Below are 22,429 nucleotides of genomic sequence, written 5' to 3'. Positions count from 1 at the left end.
AACCACTCCTACCGCAGCAGCGTCGAGCCGAGTTGTGCCAGACCGCGCGCCAGACCCGGCGCGATGCCGAAGCCCAGCGTCCCCGCCGTGCATAAACCGAGCGCCCAGGCGTAGCCGGCGTCGGGCGCCAGGCCCTCGGGGCGTTCCGGTTCCTTGAAATACATCTCCGCGATCACGGCTGCGTAGTAGAAGAGCGCCACCGCCATGTTGGCGGCAGCCACCACGGCAAGCCAGGCGAGCCCACCCTCGATGGCGGCCACGAGCAGGAAGACCTTGCCGGCGAAGCCTGCCAGCGGCGGGACGCCGGCAAGCGACAGAAGCGCGAGTGCCAGCGCCGCCCCTGGCCATGGCGCTCGCCGTCCGAGGCCGCGGACCGCGGCGAAGCCGTCGCCCCCGATCATGCGCTCGACCTGCGCGACCACCGTGAAGGCCGCGAGGTTCATCAGGAGGTAGGCGACGAGGTAGTAGCCGACGGCCGGGAGGGCACCGGGGACTTGGCCGGCCACCGCCACGGCCATCAGCATGTAGCCGGCCTGGGCTATGCTCGAGTAGGCCAGCAGGCGTTTCAGGCTGTCCTGGCGGAGCGCCAGCAAGTTGCCGAAGGTCATCGTCGCGGCGGCCAGGAGCGAGAGCACGGTCGGCCAGGCGGAGAGGCCGCTCGGCATCGCCTCCAGAAGGAAGCGGAGCAGGCCGGCGAAGGCGGCCACTTTCGGCACGACCGAGACGAAACCGGAGACCGGGGCCGCCCCGCCCTGGAAGACGTCGGGGGCCCAGACGTGGAAGGGCACCAGCGTCATCTCGAACCCGTAGCCGACGACGACCAGGCCGAAGGCCAGTGCGACCCAGGCCCGATCGGTACCGGCCAGGCCCGCCCCGATGGCCCGCAGGTTCAGGCTGCCGGTGAGGCCGAACAGGAAGGTGAGGCCGTAGGCCATCACCGCGAGTGCGGCGGCGCCGTACAGGAAGTACTTGAGCGCCGCCTCCTGCGCCGGCCCGTCGCTACGCACGAGCAGCACGAGCAGGTACGAGGGAAAGCTCACCATCTGCAGGAACAGGATGATCAGGCCGAGGTCGGTGGCCGCCACGAGCCCCATGCCGCCGGCGGTCGCCATGAGGAGCGCGACCGGGTGGTGCGCTTCCTGCTCGCTCGCGCGGAAGTGGGAGGCGAGCGAGAGCAGGCTCACCAGGGCGCCGGCCTCGACGACCAACTGGTAGAAGCCCCGGAACGGATCGACGGCGTAGGTGCCGCAGAAGGCCTCCCGCGGCGTGGACGTCAACATCGGCGCGGTCAGGCCCATCGCGACGAGGAGGGCGAGGAGCGCGATGGCGGCGGGCAGGCGGCGCCACCGGCCCCGGACCCAGCCGGCAACCGGGACCAGCGCGAGTGCGGTCCCGGCCAGGACCATCTCGGGCGCGACGGCGCCGAGGTCCATGCAGCCGCCCATCGACTGCCCACCGGTCACGGGAGGTGCGCCAGCGCCGCGGTCGTGCCGTCCAGCAGCGCGAGGAGGACGGCCGGCAGGGTTCCGACGCCGAGCGACAGCGCCGCGAGCCCGCCCGCCGACCACGCCTCGCTCGCCGTCAGGGGCGCCAGCGGCGGCGCGTCCGGGGGGGCGCGCCCCATCAGCAGGCCGGTGACCAGCCTCAGGTAGACCGCGGTCGTCACGACGACGGCCAGGACCGCGATGCCGGCGACCCAGGCGGAGAGCTGCAGCGCGGCGCCGATGGCCTGGAACTCGGCGATGAAGCCGGACAGCCCGGGAAGCCCGAGCGACCCGAAGGCCAGCAGGCCGAGCAGGCCGCTGAAGGCCGGCATCGCGCCGATCAGCCCTCCGAAGCGTCCGATCTCCCTCGTGCCGGCACGATGCTGGAGCATGCCCACCATCAGGAACATGCCACCGGTGAGGAGGCCGTGGCTGACCATCTGCGCGGCGGCTCCGTTGAAGGCCAGCTGCCGGGCGCCCTCCCCTCCGGCCATCGCCATGACCGCGACGCCGAGCGTGACGAAGCCCATGTGGTTGACCGAGGTGTACGCGACGAGCCGCTTCATGTCCGTCTGAGCCAGCGCCGCCAAGGCGCCGTAGAGGAGCGAGGCCAACGCCAGCGCGACGAGAAGCCAGCCGAACCGGGATGTGGTTTCCGGCAGGACCGGCAGCAGGACGGCGAGCATCCCGTAGCCGCCCATCTTGAGCTGCAGGCCCGCGAGGACGACGCTGCCCTCCGTCGGCGCCTCCACGTGCGCGTCGGGCAGCCAATTGTGCAGCGGCACGACCGGGAGCTTGACGCCGAAGCCCGCGAGCAGCGCCAGGAAGGCGAGGCTCCCGGCGAGCGAGGGGCCGTCCAGCGGCTTCGCCCGCGCGATGGCCGGCAGCGAGAAGGTGTGCGGCTCCATCGCCAGGTAGAGGGCGAGGAAGCCCAGCAGCATCGCCAGGCTGCCGGCCCGCGTGTAGAGGAAGAACTTGAGCGCCGCGTAGCGCCTCCGCTCCCCGCCCCAGATGCCGACGATGAAGTACATCGGCACCAGGCCGACCTCGAAGAACAGGTAGAACAGCAGCAGGTCCCGGGCCGCGAACAGGCCGATGAGCCCGGTCGCGAGCAGCAGGAACAGGAAGGCGTGGGCGTGCGCCCGGTCGTGCCCGGGCAGCGCGTAGACCATCACCGCCGTGAGCAGAACCGCAGTGAGCAGGATCAGCGACAGGGAGAGGCCGCCGACGGCGACGTCGTAGGCCGCCCCGACGGACGGGATCCAAGGCAAGGTCGTCCGCCATTGCAGGTCGCCGCCCCCCGGCTCGAAGCCGGCCCAGAGCGTCAGCGCCGCGGCGAGCGTCAGGACCGCGCCGCCGAGCGCGACGCGACGTGCGAGACCCGGGCGGTCGCGCGGCATCGCCAGCACGACGAGGCCTGTCATGAGAGGAAGGAGGATCGTCGCCGTGAGCATCGGGTCAACCCGGGTTCAGAGCCAGAGCAGAAGGGCGCCGGCCGCGAGGGCGGCCGTGGCCCAGGCGAACAGGCCGAGCGTGTAGAGGTAGAGACGGCCGGCCTGGAGCGCGCGGAGCCGCTCGCCCCCAGCGGCCAGCCAAGCCGCAAGCCCGTCCCCCAGGCGCGCGAAACCGCGCGCTTCGACGCGACCGGCCGTCCGACCGGCGCTCCAGGCCCAGCCGGCGACGCCTCGGGCTGCCGCGTCGAGCGCATCCTCCACCGGCCCGAGGCGCCGTGCGAGCCGCGTCGTCCAGCGCGCCGGGGCCGTCGTGATCGCCGACAGCCCGTCGGCGAGACGGCCGGGCCACGGGCCGAGCGCCGGCGATCCGTCCCTTCCCCTGACAGCACCGATGCCGAGGCCCAGGAGGCCGGCCGCGACACCGAGGTTCCTCCAGGCGACCTCGGCCCCGGGGCCTGCCCCGAAGGGCAGGAATGCGTCGAGGCGACCGGCCAGCAGCCATCCGAGTCCCGCCGAGGCGAGCGCCAGCGCGAGCGTGCCCGCGCGCATCGTCCAGGCGGGCTTGCCGGGCTCCGTCGGACCGCGGCGCGGACCGAGGAAGGCCGCGGCCCCCGCGCGACCGATGTAGGTCCCGCCGAGAAGGACGAGCAACACGACGAGTACCCCTGCCCCAGGACCGTGTCGCGACGCGACGGCGAGGATCTCCTCCTCGCTCCAGAACCCGGAGAGCGGCGGAACGCCGGCGAGCGCGAGGGCCGCGACGAGGAAGGCGGCTCCCGCCAAGGGCAAGGCGCGGATCAGTCCGCCGAGGCGGTCGAGCGCGCGCGTGCCCGCCTGCTCCTGCACGATGCCCGCCGCGAGGAACAGGGTGGACTTGAAGGCCGCGTGCGCCGCGAGGTGGAAGGCCGCGGCGCGGGCGCCGCCAAGGCCGAGCGCGACCATCATTTCGCCGAGTTGCGAGCAGGTGGACCACGCGAGCACCCGCTTGAGGTCGGTCTCGGCGGTCGCGACGAGCGCCGCGAAGGCCGCCGTTGCCGCACCGACCCAGAACAGGGCAGCCATCGCGGGCGGGGCCGCCGCGAAGACCGCGTCGAGGCGCAGGACGAGGAACACGCCGGCGGCGACCATGGTGGCGGAGTGCAGCAGGGCCGAGACCGGCGTGGGCCCGACCATGGCGTCGGGGAGCCATGCGGAGAGCGGCAACTGGGCGCTCTTTCCGGCCGCGCCGGCGAGCATGAGGAGCGCCATGGCGGTCACAGCGCCGGGCTCGACCCGTCCGGCCCTGACGGCCCCGGTGACGGCGTCGATGTCGGTGGTGCCGACGGCGGTGAGCGCCAGGAGCCATCCGAGCAGGAGGCCGACGTCGCCGATCCTCGTCATCAGGAACGCCTTGGCGGCGGCCGCCGACGCTCCGGGAGAGGCGTGCTCGAAGCCGATCAGCAGGAAGGACGCCAATCCGACCATCTCCCAGGCCGCGAACAGGAGAACGAGGGAGTTCGCCAGGACGAGGGCCAGCATGGCGCCGACGAAGAGTCCAAGCTCGGCGAAGAAGCGGGGCCGGTCGCGGCGACCGGCCGTGTAGCCGATGGCGTAGGTGATGACGCACAGGGCGACGCCGGCCACGACGGCCGAGACGAACCGGGTGAGCGGAGTCGCCGTGAGCCCGACCGTCAAACGGAGACCGCCGCTCTCGAACCAAGTCGCGGACATGGACGTCCCGGTCGGGACGAGCGCAAGCGCCACAAGGGAGAGGGCCACCCCGGAGGTCACGAGTTCGCCGCCGCCCCAGGGCAGGCGCCGGCCGGCGGCGAAGGCCGTGCCGGCCGCCAGGAGCGGCAGGAGGGGGACGACGAGGAGCGCCGTCATCCATTCAAATCGGCGTAGGCGTCGACCTCGACCGTCCGGCGCTGCCGGTAGAGCAGCAGCACGAGGGCCAGCCCGATGGCCATCTCGACGGCTCCCACGGTGACGACCAGGATGGCCAGGATCTGCGCGGAGTAGTCGTCCGGCGCGGTGAAGCGCCAGAACGCGATGGCATTCAGGCCGATGGCGTTGAGGAGCACCTCGACCCCCATCAGGACCATGATCGCCGAGCGCTGGGCGACGACGGTGTAGACGCCGATGGCGAACAGGAGCGCGGCGACGACGAGGTATGCAGTGAGCGGTACTGTCATCGGACGTGACCCTCGTGTGCGTGGTCGCCCCCATGGTGGCCCGGCTCGACTGCCACGCCGCCCGACCCCGCGAGCGGTGCCAGGCGGTCGTTGCGGATCGCCTCGGGCTTCGCGTCGAGCGCGACCCTTGCGGCGCGCGAGGCGTCGTCCGGGTGTGTCGAGGGCCGGGCAAGCAGCACGGCGCCGAAGATGCCGATCAGGATCAGGAATCCCGCGCCCTCGAACGCGACCATGTACTTGTCCATGAGAAGGTGGCCGACCCGCCGGGCCGAGTCGGGATCCGGGACCGCGTCGGTCACGGGCCAAGCCGGCCGCAGAATCAGCATGCCCACGAGGACCGTCCCGGCGGCGATGGCGAGCCACGCCGCGAGCGGGCGCACGGGCGTCACCATGGACATTTCCATGCCGCCGTGCCCGTGTTCGGCGTGCGCGTGTCCGTGATCGGCATGCCCCGCATGCCCGTCGGAGACGCCGTGCGGCATGGCCCCGCCGGAATGGTCCTGCGCGTCGTGGCCGTGGCCGTGCCGGCCCTCGCAGGGCCCATGGCCGCCCTGGCCCGCGCCCCCGCGCGGCGTCAGGCCCTTGCTGAACCAGCGCTCCAGCGGGGACAGGTCCATGCCGGCCATCACCGCCCCGCCGGGATCGTGCATGACCAGCACCATGAACAGGATCATGACGAGGAAGCCCCCGACGTACATCATGACCTGGAGCAGCCCGATCAGGTCGGCCGACAGCAGGATGAACAGGCCGGCGACGCCGATGAACGATGCCATCAGGAAGATGCCGGAGCGGAACATGCTCATGGTCGTCGCCATGCCGAGCGCGCCTGCGACGGCGACGAAGGAGCAGGTCGTGAAGGCGAGGATCTCGAAGGCGGCCATCATGCGCCGGGCCCCACTCCGAGGAGGATCAGGCCGCCGACCAGGAGCACGTTGACGAGGCCGAGCGGGATGAGGACCTTCCAGGAGAGCGCCAGCATCTCCGCCGTCGAGAACGGGCGGACGAGGCGCCCGAGCCCGAGCATCAACGCCATCAGGCCGTAGGTCTTGGCCAGCATCCAGGCCCATCCCGGGAGCCAGGGACCCGACGGGCCTCCGAGGTAGAGCACCGCCCCGACCGCGGCCACGACCAGGAGCACGCCGGCGAGCGCGACCCGCCACGCGAGCGCGGACCAGCCGCCCGCGACGCCGAGCACGCCGCCACCGAGCGAGGCCGCGAACGGCTCCAGGAACGGAGCGCGGTACGACTGCATCAGCCCGGTTACGACGTAGAGCAGGAAGCCCAGGGGCTGCAGGACGACGAACCATAGGCCGCGCTGTGCGTCGACCACCGCCACGGTCGACAGCGAACGGGCCATCATGATCACGCCGACGTAGGCGAGCCCGAGCGGCACGACGTACGCGACGAGCTGGGCGACGATGCGGTAGCAGGCCTCGACCCCCTCGGGGGTGTTCGTGCCCCAGCCGGCGAGGGCCAGGCCGAGCACCACGAAATCCACGACCACGATGACGTAGAAGAGGCCGAGGCCGAGATCGCGTCCGACCAGACCGGGGCCGAGTGGCAGCACCACCATCGCGAGCGCGACACCCGCGAGCGCCACGACCGGGCCGGCCGGCAGCAGCAACCGGTCGGCGTTGGGCAATTCGAGGGCGTGCCGCAGGTCGGCTCCCTGCGCCGGGCCGGGCTCCCGGCCGGCGCGAACGAAAGCGCGCTCGACCACGTGGGTCAGGGCGGCCCCCCCGAGCAGGGCGGCGAGGACCGCCAGGGCCGTCGCTACTCCCATCGCAGGCCACCCATGCCCCAGGCGTAGGCGACGCCCGCCGACAGGAGCACGATGAAGACCAGCATGTCGAGGAAGGCGCTCACGCCGATGTCGGCGAAGACGACCGCCCATGGGTACATGAAGATCATCTCCATGTCGAAGGCGAGGAAGACGAGCGCGTAGACCGCATAGCCGAAACGGAACTGCGCCCAGGCGGGGGGAGCGCGGACGGTCCGAGCCGGCGCTCGCGCGAACGCGGCAGCCGCCAGCAACGCGAGGCCCACGGCCATGACCAGCACCAGGGCCACGAAACCGAAGTCACCGAGGACCGGGCTTTGCGCCGCCATCCGCTCCATTCGCCTCTCCTTCCGGCGGCTCCCGCGCAGGGTTCTCCCTCACATCCGGAAACCACGGCGACGTGGCGCCCGGGGCGACGGCGTCAATCCTCCTTGAACGCCCTTCTGACTTGGTCGTTGAGCGGTTTCGTCAGGTAGGACAGCACGGTCCGCTCGCCGGTCCGAATGAATACCTCGGCCGGCATCCCCGGCACGAGCCTCACGCCCTGGAGCCGCGCGAGCGCCTCGGGCCTGGGTGTGACGTGGACCTTGAAGTAGCTCGTGCCCGACTTCTCGTCCGTGATCTGGTCGGCGGCGACGAGGCCGACGGTGCCCTCGATCTCCGGGGTCGTCCTCTGGTTGAACGCCGTCAGCCTGAGCATCGCCGCCTGCCCGCGCTGCACTTGGTCGATGTCCCTCGGGGTCACCTTGGCCTCGATGACGAGGGTGTCGGCCCGCGGCACGACCAGCATGATCGGCTCTCCCGGGTTGACCACCCCGCCGACGGTGTGGACGGCGAGTTGGTGGACCACCCCGTCCTGGGGGGCCCGGACGTCGGTGCGCTTCAGGTGGTCCTCGGCCGCCACCCGCTTCTCGACGAGTTCGGCGATCTTCCCCTGCACCTCGCCCAGCTCCTTCGCCACCTCGCTGCGCAAATCCTGGTCGACCTGGATCACTTGGAGCTCGGTCTCCGAGATCTTTCCCTTCGCCTGCGCGATGGAGGCGACGAGCTGCCCGTATTCGCCCTCCAGTCGGGCGGCGTCGCGTTCGAGGGCCGTCACGCGCTGTATCGGGACGAGGTTCTTGCGCCAGAGCTCGCGCACGCCTTCGAGCTCGCGGTTGATCAGGTCGATCTCGCGCTTCTTGGCGGCGACCTGCCCTGTCAGGCCCTGGATCTCCTGGCGAAGCTGCCCTGTCCTTTCCCTCAACTGCGCCTTCTGTCCTGCACGGGCTTCCCGACGAAGCTCGAACAGCCGGATCTCGCCGGCCACGACCTTGCCGGCCTCGGGATCGGTGCGGCCCCGCTCCCGCAGGGCGGCCGGGAACTTGGCTTGGGCGGCCCCGTCGCGCTCGGTCTCCAGGCGCCCCTGCCGCGCAGTCAGCTCGATGAGGCTCTTGTCGATGGCGGAGAGGTTCGCCCTGGTGACCGTCTCGTCCAGGCGAACGACGACCTGCCCGGCCCGTACCACGTCCCCGTCCCGGACGCGCAGCTCGCCCACGACGCCGCCGGTGGGGTGCTGCACCTTCTTGACGAAGGAGTCGACCACGAGCGTGCCCGGCGCGACGACGGCGCCGGCGAGTTCGGTGGTCGCCGCCCATCCCCCGAGGCCGCCGGCCAGGAGCGTCGCGGCCGAAAGGCTCAGGAGGACGTGGCGCCGGACGGAGCGGCGGATGTCCCAGGTGGGTGACGCTCTCACGCCTTGGCCTCCTCTCCCTGCGTGGCGTCCGCGTCGGCCACCACCCTCAGCGGCACCGGCCGCTCTCCGACCGAGGCGAGTTCTCCGGCTCGGACCCGGGGAAGCCTGGGCTGCCCCGACGGCGCGCGGGCGGGCGGCCGCTTGAGCGCGGACAGCACCTGCTCCTTCGGCCCGAAGGCTTGGGCGCGTCCTTCCGCCATGAGGAGCACGTGATCCACGCCCACCAGGCCGCTGGGTCGGTGCGCGACGACGACCACGATGCCGCCGCGGGAGCGGACGCCCCTGATCGCGCGGGTCAGCGCGTCCTCGCCCTCGGCATCGAGGTTGGAGTTGGGCTCGTCGAGCACGACGAGGAACGGGTTGCCGTAGACCGCGCGGGCGAGCGCGACGCGCTGGCGCTGCCCGCCCGAAAGGGCGGCCCCGCCCTCCCCGATGGGGGTGTCATAGCCCTCCGGCAGGGAGCACACGAGGTCGTGGGCACCGGCCTGGCGCGCGGCCGCGATGATGTCCTCCGAGGATGCGCCCGGGTCGAACCGTGCGATGTTCTGGGCGACGGTGCCGGCGAAGAGCTCGACGTCCTGCGGCAGGTAGCCGACGTGCCGGCCGAGCGCCTCCGGAGCCCATCGGTCGAGGGTGGCGCCGTCGAGACGGATGCAGCCGTGCAGGGGGCGCCAGACCCCGACCAGCGCACGGACGAGCGAGGACTTGCCCGAACCGCTCGCGCCGATGATGCCGAGGCCCTCGCCGGCCCGGAGGGCGAGCGTGACGTCGCGGACGAGGGGACGGTCCGCCCCAGGAGCCGCCGCGGTCAGGGCCTCCACGCGGACGCTTTCGCGGGGCGGCGGCAAGGCGACGCCCACGGCGCGACGCGGGAAAAGGGAGAGGAATGCCTTCAGGCGCGTCCAGCCCTGGCGCGCGGCCACGAGGCCCTTCCAGTGGGCGACGGCCAGTTCCACCGGTGCGAGCGCCCGGCCGACCAGGACGGAACTGGCGATCATGATGCCACCCGTCGCTTCTCCCGCTATCACGAGGTAGGCGCCGATGCCGAGCACCAGCGACTGCAGCGTGAGGCGCGCGACCTTGGTCATGGCGCCGAGGCCGCCCGAGACGTCGGAAGCGCGGCGCTGGGCGACGAGGTGGCGCTCGCTCGCCTCGTCCCAGGCGTCGCCCGTGCGCGCCGCCATGCCCATGGCGCGCAACACCTCGGCGTTGCGCCGCCCGGCCTCCGCCAGGGCGTTGCGCTGGCTCGCCGCGGCGGCTGCGGCCCTTGAAGGCCGCCGCGTCAGGAGGTCCGCCATCAGGGTGATCACCACCAGAAGGAGCGCGCCGCCGAGCACGGCCGCCCCGATCCAGGCGTGGAAGGCGAAGCAGAGCAGGAGGTAGAGGGGGATCCAGGGCAGGTCGAACAGGGCGGCGGGACCCGGGCTCGACAGGAAGGCCCGGACCTGGTCGAGGTCGCGGAGCGGCTGCAGGCCGTCGCCCTGCCGCGCCGTGGTCAGCGGCGCTTGCACGACGGCCTCGTAGGTGCGTCGTCCGAGGGACCGCTCCACGGTCGCGCCGACCCGGACGAGCAGCCGGTTGCGCAGAACGTCGAACAGGCCCTGGAATGCATAGAGGGCGAGCGCAATGGTCGCCAGACCGAGCAGCGTGGGGACGCTGTGGCTCGGCAGCACGCGGTCGTACACCTCCAGCATGAACAGCGAGCCGGTCAGATAGAGGAGGTTGACGAGGGCGCTCAGCAGGCCGATGGCAAGGAGAGCGATCCCGGCCCCGCTCGGCAGGCCGCCCTCCTCCATGCCCGCTTCGTCACCGGATAGGCTCGACGAACTCTCGACGTGGCTCATCTCGACGGCCCTGACGGCGGAAAGACCCTCGGGCGGCACGTCCCTGTGGCCCGGGGGATCGTCGGGTGGGCGGCCGGCTCGGCCGCCCATGGGAGCGCCCGCGGAAGGACCGCGGGCGCAGGCGTCACTCAGGCCACGTAGCTGTGGTTCGGGTCACCTGCCGCCGAACTCGCCGGGTCTTGGAAGATGTATTGCGAGCCGGCCGACGTGATCGCCGGATCGTTCACGAAGCCGCCTTCCCTACCGTCGTCGGCGTTGAACATGAAATCGTCCTGGGCCATCTGGCTCTTCGTCAGGCCCTCGAGGAAGATCGACCCGCTGCCCTCGGCCGTCGTCCAGCTCACGAGGACGCCGGTGTGCCCGTCGTCATGCGCCGACACCCCGTCGGCGACGGTGACCTGACCGGGTAGGATGTCCCGGAGCGCGATGTGGTCGAAGGCGCCCGGGCCGGCGTCGAAGCCGCTCGTGACCACGTCGTTCCCGGTGTCAGGGCCCACGATGAAGGCGTCGGCGCCGTCGCCTCCGTTCAGCTCGTCGTCGCCCTTGCCGCCGTCGAGCATGTCATGGCCGGCGCCTGCGAAGAGCTTGTCGTTGCCGTCCTCGCCCATGACGTTGTCGGCCTGGTCGCCGCCGTACAGCCGGTCCGAGCCGACGCCGCCCCCGAGGTCGTCCTGGCCCGCCCCGCCGTCGAGGACATCGTTGCCGGCGTCGCCGCGAAGGTCGTCGTCGGCCGCCCCCCCGAACAGGCGGTCGTTCCCGCCCAGGCCGAAGTAGTAGTCCCTGTCGCCGGTGCCCTGGAACGTGTCGGCCCGACCCGATCCTTCCCTCACGTTGAACTCGTCGAAGCGGAACGTGTCCTCGGAACCGGTGTCATCCCCCGGGTTCGGGGCGCCGAGGTCGAAGCCCTCGTCCTTGGCGTAGCTCACGGCCGTGACTTGGTCCTCGTCCGCGCTCGTCGGCTGGATGACCATCCTGTCGTCCGTGAACATGAAGTCGTCCTGCGCCAAGTCCGTCTTCTGGACGCCTGCAAGCAGGACCGACCCCTCGCCGCCGGCGACGTCCCAACTGATCTTCACGCCGGCGAAGGTGTCCTCGAACCTCAGGTCCTCGGGGTCGAGCCCCCGCACCGCAAGGTGGTCCAGCATGCCGGGACCGGCGGAGAAATCCGTGAGGATGTCGTCGCCGCTGTCGGGCGAGACGACGAAGGCGTCGCCGCCGGGACCGCCGGTCAGGACGTCGTTGCCTGGACCTCCTTCGAGGTCGCCGTGCCCCCCGCCCTCGTCGAGGTAGTCGTTCCCCTCGGCGCCCCGCAGCGCGTCCGCCGCCCCGCCGGCGATCAGGACGTCGTTGCCCTTGCCTCCATCGAGGTGGTTCATGCCGTCGCCGCCCAGGAGGACGTCGCTGCCCTTGCCGCCCTGCAAATCGTCGTCCTGACCTCGACCGGAGAGGTAGTCGCTCCCGTTCCGCCCGAACGCGATGTCCATCTGGCCGGTGCCGGAATAGGCGTCGCGGCCGTGCCCGCCGATATACAGGCGGTAGTCGCCGAAACTCTCCTGGATGTCCTGGTCGTTCGCAGGGGCTCGATGGTGCGGGCGATGCGTCATGAGGCGTGTCCTCCTGCCGATAAGCCAAGGATGGGGTGACGACCTGGCGGCGATGCGCGACGGCGTATACCCCTGGAGGGTAGACGACCATCCAACACCCGATGCGCGGCTCCGTTTCATCGTGGCTCCGGCACGGGACGGTTTGACGCAGTGCAGGTTTCCCTATCGGGAAAACGGCTGCATCGGTATGCTCATGCGGGCCGGCGCCGCGACGGCCAGGATGCAAGGATCCGGGTCCGTGAGCGGAGTACGGGAACCGAACCCCGGTAGGGTATGGGACCGTGGGTCGCGCGTTTCATCGCGCCCAAGCGGCTCCCTTGTCTCTCGGGAGACGGACGCACAGGGAACCGGGTCAACAACGCCGGGCACATCGGGGAACACGCGACCGGCCCTTGCTCAGGGAGCGGGCCGATGAGCCGTCCGCAGCCCCGTTCGACCACGCCGTACGCGTCGCCTGCCGCGGCTTCGAACCCGCGCGGCCCGGGACCTTGATCCGCCTTCACCCCGCCTTGATCATGCCCGCTCCGGGCACATCGGCCGCCATGGTCGGAGTGGGACGGCGAACCCGCAGCATGATCGACGGGAACTCTGGGCCGGCGGCAGGTCGTCATGGTCCAAGCGGCACCGCGCCCACAGGTGCCATCGGGTGAGTCGCTTCTCCACCCCGTCGCTGCTGTCCGGGAGCACCATCCTCGACAGGACTAGCAGGAGGAGCTCAACGTGGTGCACCGACTGGCCGCGCGATAGCCAGCACCCCCTTGAGGCCTGTTCCGAAGCGCGCGATGGTCTCGCGATGCCCGCGCAACTCGCTGTAGGGCAGGTAGCGGAGGTCCAACTCGCTCACACGCGAGAAGGCCGGCCTGGCGAACTGCGCCCGCACATCCTCTTCCCGGTTGTCGGGCGCGACGAGGAAGAAGTTGCGGGCCGTTCCGCCCTCGACGCCGAGCGCCAGGTCAAGCATCCGCACGATACCGGAGTAGATGCTCGTCGTGTGCTCGACCTCGAACGCCGCCGCCACGTCGCGGCTGGCCGCATCCAGCCAGATCACGTCAATGAGCCGGACGGTCTCGGCGGAGCCGTTCGCGGTCAACCGCGCGGGCAGCCGGTCGAGGCAGCCGTCGGACAACCTTCCGCCGGCGTAAGGACGGCTGCCGTCGTTCGAGGCGACCCATACGTCGAAACCGAGCGCGAGCCCGAGGTCCCGGAGCCAGCCCTGGATCTCGGTATGGGTGTGGTCGGCTTCGCTCGCGGCCTGCGCCGCCTTCGAGGCGGCGCCGGCCGCCTCGGCCCGCACGCGTTCGAGATCCTCCCGCCACCGCTCCAGCGCCGCGGTGGCATCACGCTCGGGAAGCGGGTAGCGCCCCGAGCCGACATCGAAGAGGAAGCCGGCTGCGGCGCCGAGGTCGTTCGACAGAAGCGTCCGGTGGGCGGCGTTGAGGGCCAGGATGCCCTGACGCATCGCGAGGTACTCGTCCCACTTGCCGAGCTTCACGTTGGCGCCCGTGAGCGCGTTGAAGCCCTTCACGATGGCGGTGTTGAACGGGGGAGCCACGGTCGGGTGGAGGAAGTACAGCAGGTTCGCCGCGGCCGGGCCGAGCCCCTTGATGCGCGACTGGTCGAGCGTTCGGATCGCCGCCAGGACCTGCGCCTCGGCGTTGCAGCACAGGCAGGCGTCGAGGAAGCGCCCGAAGGCCAATTGGTTCGACCGGTCCTCGTAGATGTCGGGGATGCGGAGCTTGGGCTTCCAGAGGAAGGCGTGGTCGGCGCCCTTGAACACTTGGCGCTGCTCGGCGATGGAGGCGACGACGGTTTCCAGCGACGAGCCGCGGTAGGCGTTGCCGAAGGTGTCGGCCCGAATCTCGTCGATGACCGCCTGGATGCCGCGCCGGATCGAGCGGAAGTTCTTGATGCGCTCCTCCCACAGGAACCAAGTCCGGTAGGAGGCGCCGGGGTCCTCGCGCCAGTGCCGGACGAGGTTGCCGATCCAGGCGTCGTTCACGTTCGTCATGTTCGGGGGGCTTGGTGGTCGTGGCTCCCGAATATGCCCGGTCGGCGCATCGGGCACCACAATGCCGGGGATGGATGGGCAGGGTTTCCCGTGATGATGGGAGGGTGTCGCAACCGTGCAACGGATGCGGGAGCCGTCGACGGCGCCAGAACGCTTGCGCCCTGGTGGGATGCGGATGTGGTGCCGCGGCGGGGGACCAAGAGAAACCTTCGAAGATCGGGCCAGCGGCTCGTCAGTGAGATCCTCACCCCAACTTGCAGCACTCCCTTGCGCATGAGGATCTGCGGTCGTGCCGTGAGCCGAGCCAACGGCACCGTACCGTAACGGGCGCATCACCGCCCGCGCCCATTTGGGCATCGAAGCCGGCAACGGCCTCGCGAGGTCTGTGGGCCGCCCGCACGGTGGTCGTCCCGGACGAAACGGTCAGGTCTCACCGCTTGGTGTCCCCATCGGCATGTCCCGCATGTCCTGGGCCCGCATGCCGATCGTCCGGCGCCGTGCCTGTACGTTCATCGTCATCATGCGGGGATCGCGCCCCGCGCGGGTCGCCGGAGCGGCGGCCGCGACGGCGCCGTTCGAGGTCGCCGCGACCGCCGGCGTCTCCACCTTGTAAGCCACCGTGCCGGGCGGGTTGCGGTGCCAGCCGGGATCCTTGTAGTCGCCCCGCGCCAAGCCTTCCCGAACCTTCACGACCGAGAACATGCCGCCCATCTCGACCGACCCGAACGGCCCCTCCCCCGTCATCATCGGCAGCGTGTTGTCCAGGGTCGGCATCCGCATGCCGGCCATCGCCGCGCCGCCGGTGGAGCCCATAGATTGGCTTTCTTAGGGGAGCGTCGCCTTCAGGCGACGGGGGAATGCGGAGGTCTGGCGATGCCCGCTCGACCCCTGGAACGAACCGGGCGCACCAAGACCAGGCAGGTCCGCTCCTGCAAGGATCGGCTTCGACCGAACCGAGCGCAGACCGCCCTCCTCGACGCGAGGCTGCGCGACTTCTGCGGTCTGTACAACGCTTGCCTGCAACAGCGCGTCGAAGCCTACCGCCGCCGCGGGATCAGCCGGCGCTACGCCCAGCAGGCTGCCGAACTGAAAGCGTGCCGCACGGCCGATCCGGACGGGCTCGCCCGCTGGTCCTTCTCCGCCCTGCAGCAGGTGCTGCGCCGCCTCGACCAGACCTTCACGGCGTTCCTCAAGCGCGTGCACGGCTTCCCGCGCCACCGCGCCTGCGCGCGCCACCACGCCGCGACCTTGCGGGTCGGGGACGGCCTGAGCGTGAAGAAGGACCGGCGCATCGGCGTCGTCGGCGTGCCGGGCGGGATCAAGGCGGTGTGGCACCGGGACCTGCCGCCGGACGCCAAGCTGGCAACACCCGCGCGGAACGAGCCAGACCTGCCCCGCGTGCGGGACGATCAAGGCCAAGACGCTCGGCGTTCGAGTACATGCCTGCGCCTGCGGGCGCGTGCTGGATCGCGACGTGGCGGCGGCGATGGTTGTGCATGAACGGGCCTTCGGATCGGGCCGGGATATCGGCCTTCGGTGCGTAGGCGGGCGGGTTGCCGCGTAGCTGCACCGAGAAGCCGCCTGCTTCAGCGGGCGGAGTTGTCACCGGCATGAAACCCGGAACGAGTAGGCCAACCTTCCTCGCGATTTCCGCCTGGTCCACGCCGGTGTAGGTGCGCACGGAGTGGCCCGTGGCCTTCATGGTGTGGTGCGACTTGTGGCAGTAGATCGCCCAGTCACCCTCGGCGTCGGATTCGAAGGCGCGCATGGCCCCGACGGGCAGGTCGATGGTGGCCTTCGGTCACCTGGCGCTCTCCTTGACCCAGCTGCCGTCCGTGCATGTCACCTCGAAGGAGTAGCCGTGCATGTGGATCGGGTGGTTGGTCATCGACAGGTTGCCCATGCGGACACGCACCCGGTCCCCCTTCGCCACGACCAGCGGGTCGATGCCTGCAGGCTGCGGGGAAACTCGCGGCTAATACTGGGTTAAAGATAATCCGCTGAGACTGGGCGCGCAGATGCGACCCCTCAGTCAGCTCCGGTCAGCGGCTCCGCCCCAAAGGCGTTCACCGCGTGGATGATGCTGAAGGCCAGCACCGGAAACGCCGCTTCCGCCTTCAATTTCCGGAGCCCGCGCGTCAGTAATCCACCCCTGCCGGACATCCACTTGATCGTGCCGAACGGGTGCTCGACCGCGCACCGCCTGACTTGCATTAGGCTCGGGTCGGCGTAGATGCGCGCCTCCATCCGGTCGAGCGCACCTTGATCCACGAGGCGGTGGATGGCCCGTTGCGCGCCGGGCGTGCAGCGCGGCTTCAGGCTGCACGTCTTGCAGGCCGGCGTGCGGTAGCAGACCGCCCTGCCGCGGTTGTGCCCGCCCGCTGGGGCAGCGGATTTGTCTCTCGCCTCGTCGTCGACGAACTGGGTTGGGCGGAAGTGCTCGCTGTTCATTGCGCCGCGCTTGATCGTGCCGACCCCGTGATCGCCTCGGCCTCGCAGCGCGCGACCACCGCATTCGAGTAGCCGTCATCCGTCAGGACGTGCAGCTCGCCCGCCTCCAGCACCTCCTTGGCCGCGAGCGCCATCAGGCGCAGCATGTGGCTGTCGTTCGCGTCGTTGAACACGTCGTGGTCGACAATGAGCCCGCTCTCGACGCCGACGACGCTCGGAAGATTGTAGGACGGCAGCTTGGGCGCGTGCGCGTAGCCCATCGGCTTAGCGTCTGGTTCGCCGAAGACGAGCACCTTCTCTGCGCGCTTCGCCAGCTTTTCCTGCCGTTTCCTGAGCCGGTCCTTGCGTCGCTTGAGCGCCGCAAGCGCGTCAGCCAAGGCCTCGCGGTGTGCGGGCTGATCACCGAAGCCCTGTGCCGCCTGCTCGTCGGTCGTATCGAGCCGGTCGAGGCAGTAGGCGATCTCGCGCTCGGTGTGGGCGATGTCGCGCGCGAGACGCTCGGCCCACGCGATGTTCTTGGGGCTGGCGACCGCCCGCATCTTGGTTCCATCGAGAGCGACCGTGCTTCCACCGATCAGGCCCTTCTCCCGGCAGAACTCCACGAACGCGGCGCACGCACGATTGCCTCGGGGTTGTCGTCCCGGAACGCGGCTATTGTGCGATAATCGGGCCCGAGACAACGCATGAGCCAGATCGCCTCCAAGTCGCGAACGCAGGCGCGCTCGAGGTGTTGCGACGAACGGACCTGATTGAGATAACCCCAAACGTACACCCGGAGCATGTCGCCGGGGCGGAAGCCGGGGCGGCCAGTCGCAGCGGCGACACGGTGGTGGAACCCGAGCTCGCTCAACTGAAGGCTGTCGCCGAACACGTCGACCAGCCGCACCATTGCATATCGTGCGATGTAGTCCTCGATGCTGGGCGGAAGCAGACTAGCTTGAGCGCGGTCCTGGCATTCGATGAAGCGCACGAGATCTCCGTAGAGGGAGGAGAGGCATGGCCCACTCTACTTTATCTGCGAGATCGTGACAGCTTCGAAGCCGGTTTCGATCTTGGTTGATCTTGTCTCGGTATCCTGCCGTCCACGACGTCGTTCGGCTCGAACAGCGCCTCGATGAGCGGGCAATCGGGGGCCGTGCCCCCCGTGCAGCGCGCCACCATGTCCTCCAGCACCCGTTCCATCGTTCGAAGGCCGGCGATCTTGGCGCTCACGTCGGACAGGTGGCTCGCGGCCACGTCCCGTGCCTCGGCGCAGGGCCGATCACGCTTTTCTGCTAGTTCCAAGAGCGCTCTGATCTCGTCGAGCGTGAAACCGAGGTCGCGGGCTCGTCTGACGAAGTTCAGACGCATCAGGTGCCCTCTGCCGTAGAGGCGGTGCCCGCCTTCGCTGCGCGCTGGCAGCGGCAAGAGCCCGATTCGCTCGTAATAGCGCACCGTCTCGATGTTGACCCCGGTGCGCCGCGACAGAGCGCCGATGGCCAGGCGCGGCGCGGTGTCCTGGAGAATCTGTTTGTCCATCGCGCAAAAAGTCCCTTGTATCTGTAGTCGCTACAGATCCTATCTCATGCTCCGTGTCGGGTGAAGGACCTATCGGAATGGCGACGACGGACAGGATCGCAGGGGCGGACACCAAGGCCGAGCGGCCTGCGGGCTCGGTCCTGCTTGCGGCCGGCGGCATCCTCGCCGCGATCGGCGCGTCGTCCTGCTGCGTGGTCCCGCTCGTCTTCTTCGCGCTCGGCATCAGCGGCGCCTGGATCGGCAACCTGACGGCGCTCGCTCCGTACCAACCCTTCTTCGTCGCCGCGGCGCTCGCCTTCCTCGGGTTCGGCTTCTTCCGCGTTTACCGCTGCAAGCCTGCCGCATGCGCGCCCGGGCATGCCTGTGCGCGGCCGATGCCGAACCGGGCGGTGAAGGTCGCGCTGTGGTCGGCGGCGGTGCTCGTCGCGCTCGCGATCGCCTTCCCCTATGCCGCGCCGCTGCTTCTTGGCACCTGAGACCGGAGAGCACCGATGCAAAAGACGACTCGTGCCACCCTCGCCATCGCCGCGCTTCTCACCGCAGGGTCGGCCCAGGCCGTCCAGCGCACTGCCGTGCTCGACGTCAAGAACGTGAGCTGCGTCACCTGCGCCCCAGTCGTGAAGCGCGCCATCGGCCGCGTCGCCGGCGTCACCAGCGTCACGGTGGCGGAGAAGGCTGACGGCACGGCGATCGCCACCGTCGTCTACGACGACGCCAAGGTACGGCCGGAGGCGCTCGCGCAGGCCTCGACCGACGCCGGTTATCCGGCGCGCGTGCGCGCGAACTGAGACCGACAACTACGACGCCTCGAGCCACAGGTAGGCACCCGATGAATTCCGATTGCTGCGCTCCGGACCGCTCCGGCCAAGACCGCTACGATCTCGTGATCCTCGGCTCGGGTTCGACCGCCTTCGCCGCCGCGCTCGCCGCCCAGGACATGGGCAAGACCGCCGTGATGACCGAGGAGCGCGTGATCGGCGGGACCTGCGTCAACCGCGGCTGCCTGCCGTCGAAGAACCTGATCGAGGCGGCCAAGCTCATCTTCGACGCGCGCAACCCGCGCTACCCCGGCCTCGAGACCTGCGGGCCCGGGCTGAAGGTGAACTTCGCCGAGCTGATCGCGCAGAAGGACGAGGTGATTCGGGTCTACCGGGGAAAGAAGTACGACAGCCTTGTCGGCGGTCAGTTCTCGATCGAGGAAGGCCGCTCGCGCTTTCTCGACGGCAACACGGTCGAGATCGGCGGCAAGCGGCTGACCGGCAAGCGCTTCCTGATCGCCACGGGCTCGCGGCCGGTCGTGCCCGACATCCCCGGGCTGGACGAGGTGCCGTATCTCACGAGCGACCTCCTCACCCACGATGAGGCGTCGGAGTTGAAGGAGCTGCCGGCATCGCTCCTGATCGTCGGCGGCGGTTACATCGCGCTCGAGCTCGGGCAGATGTTCGCCCGCTTCGGGACCGAGGTGACAATCCTCGATCGCAACGCCCAGGTGCTCGCCCACGGCTACGAGCCCGCCGTCGGCCAAGCGATTGGTCAGGTGTTCGCCGAGGAAGGCATCTCGATCGTGCCCCACGCCACGGTCGAGGGCGTCCGGTCCGAGGGCGCCGGCGTCGTAGCGGAGGTTCGAGTCGGCAAGGGCCGGCGCACGTTCCGCGCCGAGCGTCTGCTGATCGCCGCCGGCCGTCGGCCCAACACCGACGAGATCGGCCTCGAGGCTGCCGGCGTCGCCGTGAACGCGCGCGGCGAGGTCGAGGTGGACGCGCAGTTGCGCACGAGCGCACCCCACATCTTCGCGGCCGGCGACGTGATTGGGCGCCTGCACGAGAGCCAGATGGCAACCCCCGTTGGGGCGCGGCAGGGCGGGATAGCTGCCCACAACGCCCTCGATGGCAACGACCTGCGCAACTTTGACGGTCGGGTCATCCCCCGCGCGGTCTTCACCGACCCGCCGATCGGCATCGTAGGCGTGACGGAGGCGGAGGCGATCGCCGCCGGTCATCGCTGCTGGTGCGCGACAATCCCGATGGAGCTGGTGCCCCGCGCGGGCGCGATCCGCGACACGCGAGGGCTCATCAAGATGGTGGCGGACGCCGGGTCGAACGAAGTGCTCGGCGTCTCCATGGTCGGTGCTGGCGCGCCCGAGGTGATCCACGAGGCCGCCATCGCGATGCGCTTCCGTGCCACGCTCGACGACTACATCGACCAACTGCACGTCTATCCGACCATGGCCGAGGCGCTGAAGATCGTCGCGATTGCCCGCTACAAGGACCCGGCGAAGCTCTCCTGCTGCGCTGAGTGAGGCGGGGCGGGCTCGTCACTCCCGAGCAGGTTCTTGCACACCCTGCCTGGGAACGCCCGCGAGTTCCAGGTCCAGATGTTGAAGTCCGTCATGGTCGCGACCCTTGGTACGTAGGCGCCCGCGAGGAGGACGAAGTCGCGGTCCACCCGCATGAAGGCGGGTTCCTTCGGGTGGACGACGAACGAGCCCATCATGCCCACCGCCATCTGGAAGGTCTCGTCGGCATGGGGGTGGTACATGAAGGTGCCGCTCTTCCGCAGCACGTACTCGTAGGCGAAGGTCTCGGCCGGCTTGATCGGCGGCTGCGACAGGCCACCGACTCCGTCCATTCCTGAGGGCAGGAGCATGCCGTGCCAGTGGACGGTGGTGTGCTCGGGCAGCCTGTTGGTGACGAAGATGCGGACCTTGTCGCCCTCGACCGCCTCGATGGTCGGCCCGGGCGATTGCCCGTTGCAGCCCCAGAGCCGCGCGACCATGCCCGGCGCGATCTCCCGCTCGACGGGCTCGGCGACGAGGTGGAATTCCTTCCAGCCGTCCGCCGTCATGCGCCACGGCAGGTCCAACCGTTCAGGGTGACCACCGGGTTGTAGTCGGGGCCTGAGCTAGGGATGAGCGGCGCCTGCGTCGTAGCTTCGGCCATTCTGGACGCCTCCGGGATTGCGGCGGCCTTGGTGCGGCCCGAAACCAGCCCGGCTCCAACGAGAAGGGCGCCCGAGGCACCGATGAAGTCGCGTCGAAGCATTGGAGATCCCTCCTGCGGATTGGCTGGCCCGGCTGCCGGGGTGCGGGGGCCGCGACATGTACCGCTTGGGCCGATACCGCTGCGTCTGATGTCCCTCCAACCCCGCTGAGGCGGGGCACCGACGACAAGGGGACGGAGGGACAACCGGGACGAGGCGGAGTACCGGAGATGCCGCCGAGTGGCCCTGAACTGGAACCGCCCGACGGAAGCAGCCTGGATCGTCCCGAACAAGCGGTTCAGGCCGCCATCTTCCGGCAGCTTTCGGCGCAGCGGCGGCACTGCTCAACGCAGTGCTGCATATCGCCGACCTGCTCGCAACTCCGCGCGCAATCCTCGCACACGTCGGCGCACTCGCGGCAGGTGTGCTTATGGTGGCTCGTGCCGAGGAGCATGAAATGCGCCGAGGTGCGGCACATCTCGGCACAGGCGAGCATCAGGCGGAGGTGCTCCGGCTCGACGTGCTTCCCACCGGCTGGCAGGCAGTGGTTGGATGCCATGCCGAGGCAGGTCTGGTAGCAGCGCAGGCACTCGTCGATGCACGCCTGCATGTCCGGGCTCATCTGGTGCATTGTGTCGCTCGCATTGTTAGGAGTTCGGCCAAGCCGTACTATGTGTGCGCGGGCCTGCTCGGATGGAGCGGGCACACGACGAAGAGACAACATACCCCCGCCGGGTATGGTTCCAACTCGCTGGGCCGGCGGCCGCCAGTCCCACCAGAGGCGCAAGGCAGCATGTCGGGTTCCGAGAAGGACCACGGTGGGATCACGGTGGACCACAAGCAGCAACTCCCCCGGCTGCGTCGCATCGAAGGGCAGGTGCGTGGCATCCAGCAGATGATCGAGACGGAGCGCTACTGCGTCGACGTCGCGCACCAGATCGACGCCATCATCGCCGCGTTGCGGCGCGTGCAGTCCGACATGATCCGCGACCACATGCACGGGTTGGTGCAAGCCTCCGTCGCGAGCGACCTCTCACGGGAGGAACGTCAGCGCCTGGCCGACGAGATCGGCAGCCTTATCGGCAGGATTGTCTGACCTTAGGGCAGAGCCGCGAGTTGCAAGGCATGGCGGAAGCCTGCCAAGACCGCGGATGGCACGCAAGGCATCTCGAATGTTGGTGCCAGGGAAACGTACGGCGACCGGCTTGATGTCGTCCACATATATACGCGGTTGGAAGGGCGGCGCGTCATATGTCCGTGGGCGTCAGTGCACGACTACTCGCTCGCCAATCAACCTGAGCTTCAGCACCTCGCGTATATTACCTAAGGTCAAGATGCATCTGTCCGACGGCCACTGCAGCGTCTCAGCGCCTCGATGTGTAAAGGGCGGTCCAATTT

23 protein-coding genes and 2 pseudogenes are annotated in these 22,429 nt (G+C 69.9%); 5 read left to right on the top strand and 20 right to left on the bottom strand.

Going from position 1 to position 22,429, the window contains the following annotated elements:
- Positions 1–8 precede the first annotated feature (8 nt).
- From MFF61_RS32415 to MFF61_RS32355, 13 genes are all read right to left on the bottom strand, one after another.
- On the bottom strand, positions 9–1,463 hold the full coding sequence (locus MFF61_RS32415; RefSeq protein ID WP_238241809.1) for an NADH-quinone oxidoreductase subunit N: 1,455 nt from the start codon (positions 1,461–1,463) through the stop codon (positions 9–11).
- A complete protein-coding gene (locus tag MFF61_RS32410) occupies positions 1,460–2,938 on the bottom strand; it encodes a complex I subunit 4 family protein (protein ID WP_283206064.1) in 1,479 nt (492 codons plus the stop codon). The genes MFF61_RS32415 and MFF61_RS32410 overlap by 4 nt, the downstream gene beginning before the upstream one ends.
- 15 nt (positions 2,939–2,953) lie before the next feature.
- Complete coding sequence (locus MFF61_RS32405) at positions 2,954–4,804, bottom strand: NADH-quinone oxidoreductase subunit 5 family protein (protein ID WP_238241807.1); 1,851 nt, start codon at positions 4,802–4,804, stop codon at positions 2,954–2,956.
- The gene (nuoK, locus tag MFF61_RS32400; RefSeq protein WP_238241806.1) at positions 4,801–5,112 is read right to left on the bottom strand and encodes an NADH-quinone oxidoreductase subunit NuoK; all 312 of its coding nucleotides are present in this window, start codon (positions 5,110–5,112) and stop codon (positions 4,801–4,803) included. Before nuoK ends, MFF61_RS32405 begins: the two co-directional genes overlap by 4 nt.
- Positions 5,109–5,996, bottom strand: a complete 888-nt coding sequence (locus MFF61_RS32395; RefSeq protein ID WP_238241805.1) for an NADH-quinone oxidoreductase subunit J family protein — start codon at positions 5,994–5,996, stop codon at positions 5,109–5,111. Before MFF61_RS32395 ends, nuoK begins: the two co-directional genes overlap by 4 nt.
- Positions 5,993–6,895, bottom strand: a complete 903-nt coding sequence (locus MFF61_RS32390; RefSeq protein ID WP_238241803.1) for an NADH-quinone oxidoreductase subunit H — start codon at positions 6,893–6,895, stop codon at positions 5,993–5,995. The genes MFF61_RS32395 and MFF61_RS32390 overlap by 4 nt, the downstream gene beginning before the upstream one ends.
- Positions 6,886–7,230 (bottom strand): NADH-quinone oxidoreductase subunit A, encoded by a 345-nt coding sequence (locus tag MFF61_RS32385; RefSeq protein ID WP_238241802.1) that lies wholly within the window; start codon positions 7,228–7,230, stop codon positions 6,886–6,888. Before MFF61_RS32385 ends, MFF61_RS32390 begins: the two co-directional genes overlap by 10 nt.
- Before the next feature lie 83 nt (positions 7,231–7,313).
- A complete protein-coding gene (locus MFF61_RS32380; RefSeq protein ID WP_238241801.1) occupies positions 7,314–8,627 on the bottom strand; it encodes an HlyD family type I secretion periplasmic adaptor subunit in 1,314 nt (437 codons plus the stop codon).
- On the bottom strand, positions 8,624–10,423 hold the full coding sequence (locus MFF61_RS32375; RefSeq protein WP_238241817.1) for a type I secretion system permease/ATPase: 1,800 nt from the start codon (positions 10,421–10,423) through the stop codon (positions 8,624–8,626). Before MFF61_RS32375 ends, MFF61_RS32380 begins: the two co-directional genes overlap by 4 nt.
- A 176-nt stretch (positions 10,424–10,599) precedes the next feature.
- Positions 10,600–12,075 (bottom strand): calcium-binding protein, encoded by a 1,476-nt coding sequence (locus tag MFF61_RS32370; RefSeq protein ID WP_238241799.1) that lies wholly within the window; start codon positions 12,073–12,075, stop codon positions 10,600–10,602.
- Positions 12,076–12,790: 715 nt separating this feature from the next.
- Complete coding sequence (locus MFF61_RS32365; protein WP_238241797.1) at positions 12,791–14,083, bottom strand: type II restriction enzyme NmeDI-related protein; 1,293 nt, start codon at positions 14,081–14,083, stop codon at positions 12,791–12,793.
- 423 nt (positions 14,084–14,506) lie between these two features.
- Positions 14,507–14,896 carry a hypothetical protein gene (locus tag MFF61_RS32360; RefSeq protein ID WP_373324824.1) on the bottom strand — a complete coding sequence of 130 codons (390 nt, stop codon included), beginning with the start codon at positions 14,894–14,896 and terminating at the stop codon, positions 14,507–14,509.
- Between the two features lie 12 nt (positions 14,897–14,908).
- Positions 14,909–15,418, bottom strand: coding sequence for a hypothetical protein (locus MFF61_RS32355; protein WP_238241794.1), 510 nt, complete (start codon positions 15,416–15,418; stop codon positions 14,909–14,911).
- A 73-nt stretch (positions 15,419–15,491) separates the two neighbouring features.
- Here MFF61_RS32355 and MFF61_RS32350 point away from each other — a divergent pair, with 73 nt between their 5' ends.
- Positions 15,492–15,647 (top strand): hypothetical protein, encoded by a 156-nt coding sequence (locus MFF61_RS32350; protein WP_238241816.1) that lies wholly within the window; start codon positions 15,492–15,494, stop codon positions 15,645–15,647.
- Between the two features lie 39 nt (positions 15,648–15,686).
- Here the strand turns inward: MFF61_RS32350 and MFF61_RS32345 are convergent.
- The 5 genes and pseudogenes from MFF61_RS32345 to MFF61_RS32325 all read right to left on the bottom strand — a co-directional run.
- Positions 15,687–16,034: pseudogene (locus MFF61_RS32345) on the bottom strand (multicopper oxidase domain-containing protein); the annotation flags it as partial.
- Between the two features lie 77 nt (positions 16,035–16,111).
- Positions 16,112–16,534, bottom strand: coding sequence for a transposase (locus MFF61_RS32340; protein ID WP_238241792.1), 423 nt, complete (start codon positions 16,532–16,534; stop codon positions 16,112–16,114).
- Complete coding sequence (locus MFF61_RS32335; protein ID WP_238241791.1) at positions 16,531–17,073, bottom strand: hypothetical protein; 543 nt, start codon at positions 17,071–17,073, stop codon at positions 16,531–16,533. Before MFF61_RS32335 ends, MFF61_RS32340 begins: the two co-directional genes overlap by 4 nt.
- Before the next feature lie 35 nt (positions 17,074–17,108).
- The gene (locus MFF61_RS32330) at positions 17,109–17,504 is read right to left on the bottom strand and encodes a transposase (protein WP_238241790.1); all 396 of its coding nucleotides are present in this window, start codon (positions 17,502–17,504) and stop codon (positions 17,109–17,111) included.
- 41 nt (positions 17,505–17,545) lie between these two features.
- Positions 17,546–18,052, bottom strand: coding sequence for a MerR family transcriptional regulator (locus MFF61_RS32325; RefSeq protein ID WP_238241789.1), 507 nt, complete (start codon positions 18,050–18,052; stop codon positions 17,546–17,548).
- Between the two features lie 77 nt (positions 18,053–18,129).
- Between MFF61_RS32325 and MFF61_RS32320 the strand changes: the two genes are divergently transcribed.
- From MFF61_RS32320 to merA, 3 genes are all read left to right on the top strand, one after another.
- On the top strand, positions 18,130–18,528 hold the full coding sequence (locus MFF61_RS32320; protein WP_238241788.1) for a mercuric transporter MerT family protein: 399 nt from the start codon (positions 18,130–18,132) through the stop codon (positions 18,526–18,528).
- A 15-nt stretch (positions 18,529–18,543) separates the two neighbouring features.
- Complete coding sequence (locus tag MFF61_RS32315; RefSeq protein ID WP_238241786.1) at positions 18,544–18,840, top strand: cation transporter; 297 nt, start codon at positions 18,544–18,546, stop codon at positions 18,838–18,840.
- Between the two features lie 95 nt (positions 18,841–18,935).
- The gene (merA, locus tag MFF61_RS32310; protein ID WP_238241785.1) at positions 18,936–20,351 is read left to right on the top strand and encodes a mercury(II) reductase; all 1,416 of its coding nucleotides are present in this window, start codon (positions 18,936–18,938) and stop codon (positions 20,349–20,351) included.
- Between the two features lie 44 nt (positions 20,352–20,395).
- Here the strand turns inward: merA and MFF61_RS32305 are convergent.
- Positions 20,396–21,093 (bottom strand): annotated as a pseudogene (locus MFF61_RS32305) (multicopper oxidase domain-containing protein); the annotation flags it as partial.
- Positions 21,094–21,329: 236 nt separating this feature from the next.
- Positions 21,330–21,662, bottom strand: coding sequence for a four-helix bundle copper-binding protein (locus MFF61_RS32300; protein ID WP_238241784.1), 333 nt, complete (start codon positions 21,660–21,662; stop codon positions 21,330–21,332).
- Positions 21,663–21,824: 162 nt separating this feature from the next.
- Here MFF61_RS32300 and MFF61_RS32295 point away from each other — a divergent pair, with 162 nt between their 5' ends.
- Positions 21,825–22,127, top strand: coding sequence for a metal-sensitive transcriptional regulator (locus MFF61_RS32295; RefSeq protein WP_048446322.1), 303 nt, complete (start codon positions 21,825–21,827; stop codon positions 22,125–22,127).
- Positions 22,128–22,429 lie beyond the last annotated feature (302 nt).

The sequence above is a fragment of the Methylobacterium isbiliense genome (assembly GCF_022179325.1).
GTDB classification, from domain to species: domain Bacteria; phylum Pseudomonadota; class Alphaproteobacteria; order Rhizobiales; family Beijerinckiaceae; genus Methylobacterium; species Methylobacterium isbiliense.
The sequence above is the reverse complement of the archived record's forward strand: the minus strand, read 5'-3'. Positions and strand labels throughout refer to the sequence as shown.

Bases quoted from the DNA above. Each gene is read 5' to 3' on its own strand.
- MFF61_RS32410 (WP_283206064.1), bottom strand. From the start codon at position 2,938: ATGCTCACGGCGACGATCCTCCTTCCTCTCATGACAGGCCTCGTCGTG.
- MFF61_RS32405 (WP_238241807.1), bottom strand. From the start codon at position 4,804: ATGACGGCGCTCCTCGTCGTCCCCCTCCTGCCGCTCCTGGCGGCCGGC.
- nuoK (WP_238241806.1), bottom strand. From the start codon at position 5,112: ATGACAGTACCGCTCACTGCATACCTCGTCGTCGCCGCGCTCCTGTTC.
- MFF61_RS32395 (WP_238241805.1), bottom strand. From the start codon at position 5,996: ATGATGGCCGCCTTCGAGATCCTCGCCTTCACGACCTGCTCCTTCGTC.
- MFF61_RS32390 (WP_238241803.1), bottom strand. From the start codon at position 6,895: ATGGGAGTAGCGACGGCCCTGGCGGTCCTCGCCGCCCTGCTCGGGGGG.
- MFF61_RS32385 (WP_238241802.1), bottom strand. From the start codon at position 7,230: ATGGAGCGGATGGCGGCGCAAAGCCCGGTCCTCGGTGACTTCGGTTTC.
- MFF61_RS32375 (WP_238241817.1), bottom strand. From the start codon at position 10,423: ATGGAGGAGGGCGGCCTGCCGAGCGGGGCCGGGATCGCTCTCCTTGCC.
- MFF61_RS32370 (WP_238241799.1), bottom strand. From the start codon at position 12,075: ATGACGCATCGCCCGCACCATCGAGCCCCTGCGAACGACCAGGACATC.
- MFF61_RS32365 (WP_238241797.1), bottom strand. From the start codon at position 14,083: ATGACGAACGTGAACGACGCCTGGATCGGCAACCTCGTCCGGCACTGG.
- MFF61_RS32360 (WP_373324824.1), bottom strand. From the start codon at position 14,896: ATGGGCTCCACCGGCGGCGCGGCGATGGCCGGCATGCGGATGCCGACC.
- MFF61_RS32340 (WP_238241792.1), bottom strand. From the start codon at position 16,534: ATGAACAGCGAGCACTTCCGCCCAACCCAGTTCGTCGACGACGAGGCG.
- MFF61_RS32335 (WP_238241791.1), bottom strand. From the start codon at position 17,073: ATGCGGGCGGTCGCCAGCCCCAAGAACATCGCGTGGGCCGAGCGTCTC.
- MFF61_RS32325 (WP_238241789.1), bottom strand. From the start codon at position 18,052: ATGGACAAACAGATTCTCCAGGACACCGCGCCGCGCCTGGCCATCGGC.
- MFF61_RS32320 (WP_238241788.1), top strand. From the start codon at position 18,130: ATGGCGACGACGGACAGGATCGCAGGGGCGGACACCAAGGCCGAGCGG.
- MFF61_RS32315 (WP_238241786.1), top strand. From the start codon at position 18,544: ATGCAAAAGACGACTCGTGCCACCCTCGCCATCGCCGCGCTTCTCACC.
- MFF61_RS32300 (WP_238241784.1), bottom strand. From the start codon at position 21,662: ATGCACCAGATGAGCCCGGACATGCAGGCGTGCATCGACGAGTGCCTG.
- MFF61_RS32295 (WP_048446322.1), top strand. From the start codon at position 21,825: ATGTCGGGTTCCGAGAAGGACCACGGTGGGATCACGGTGGACCACAAG.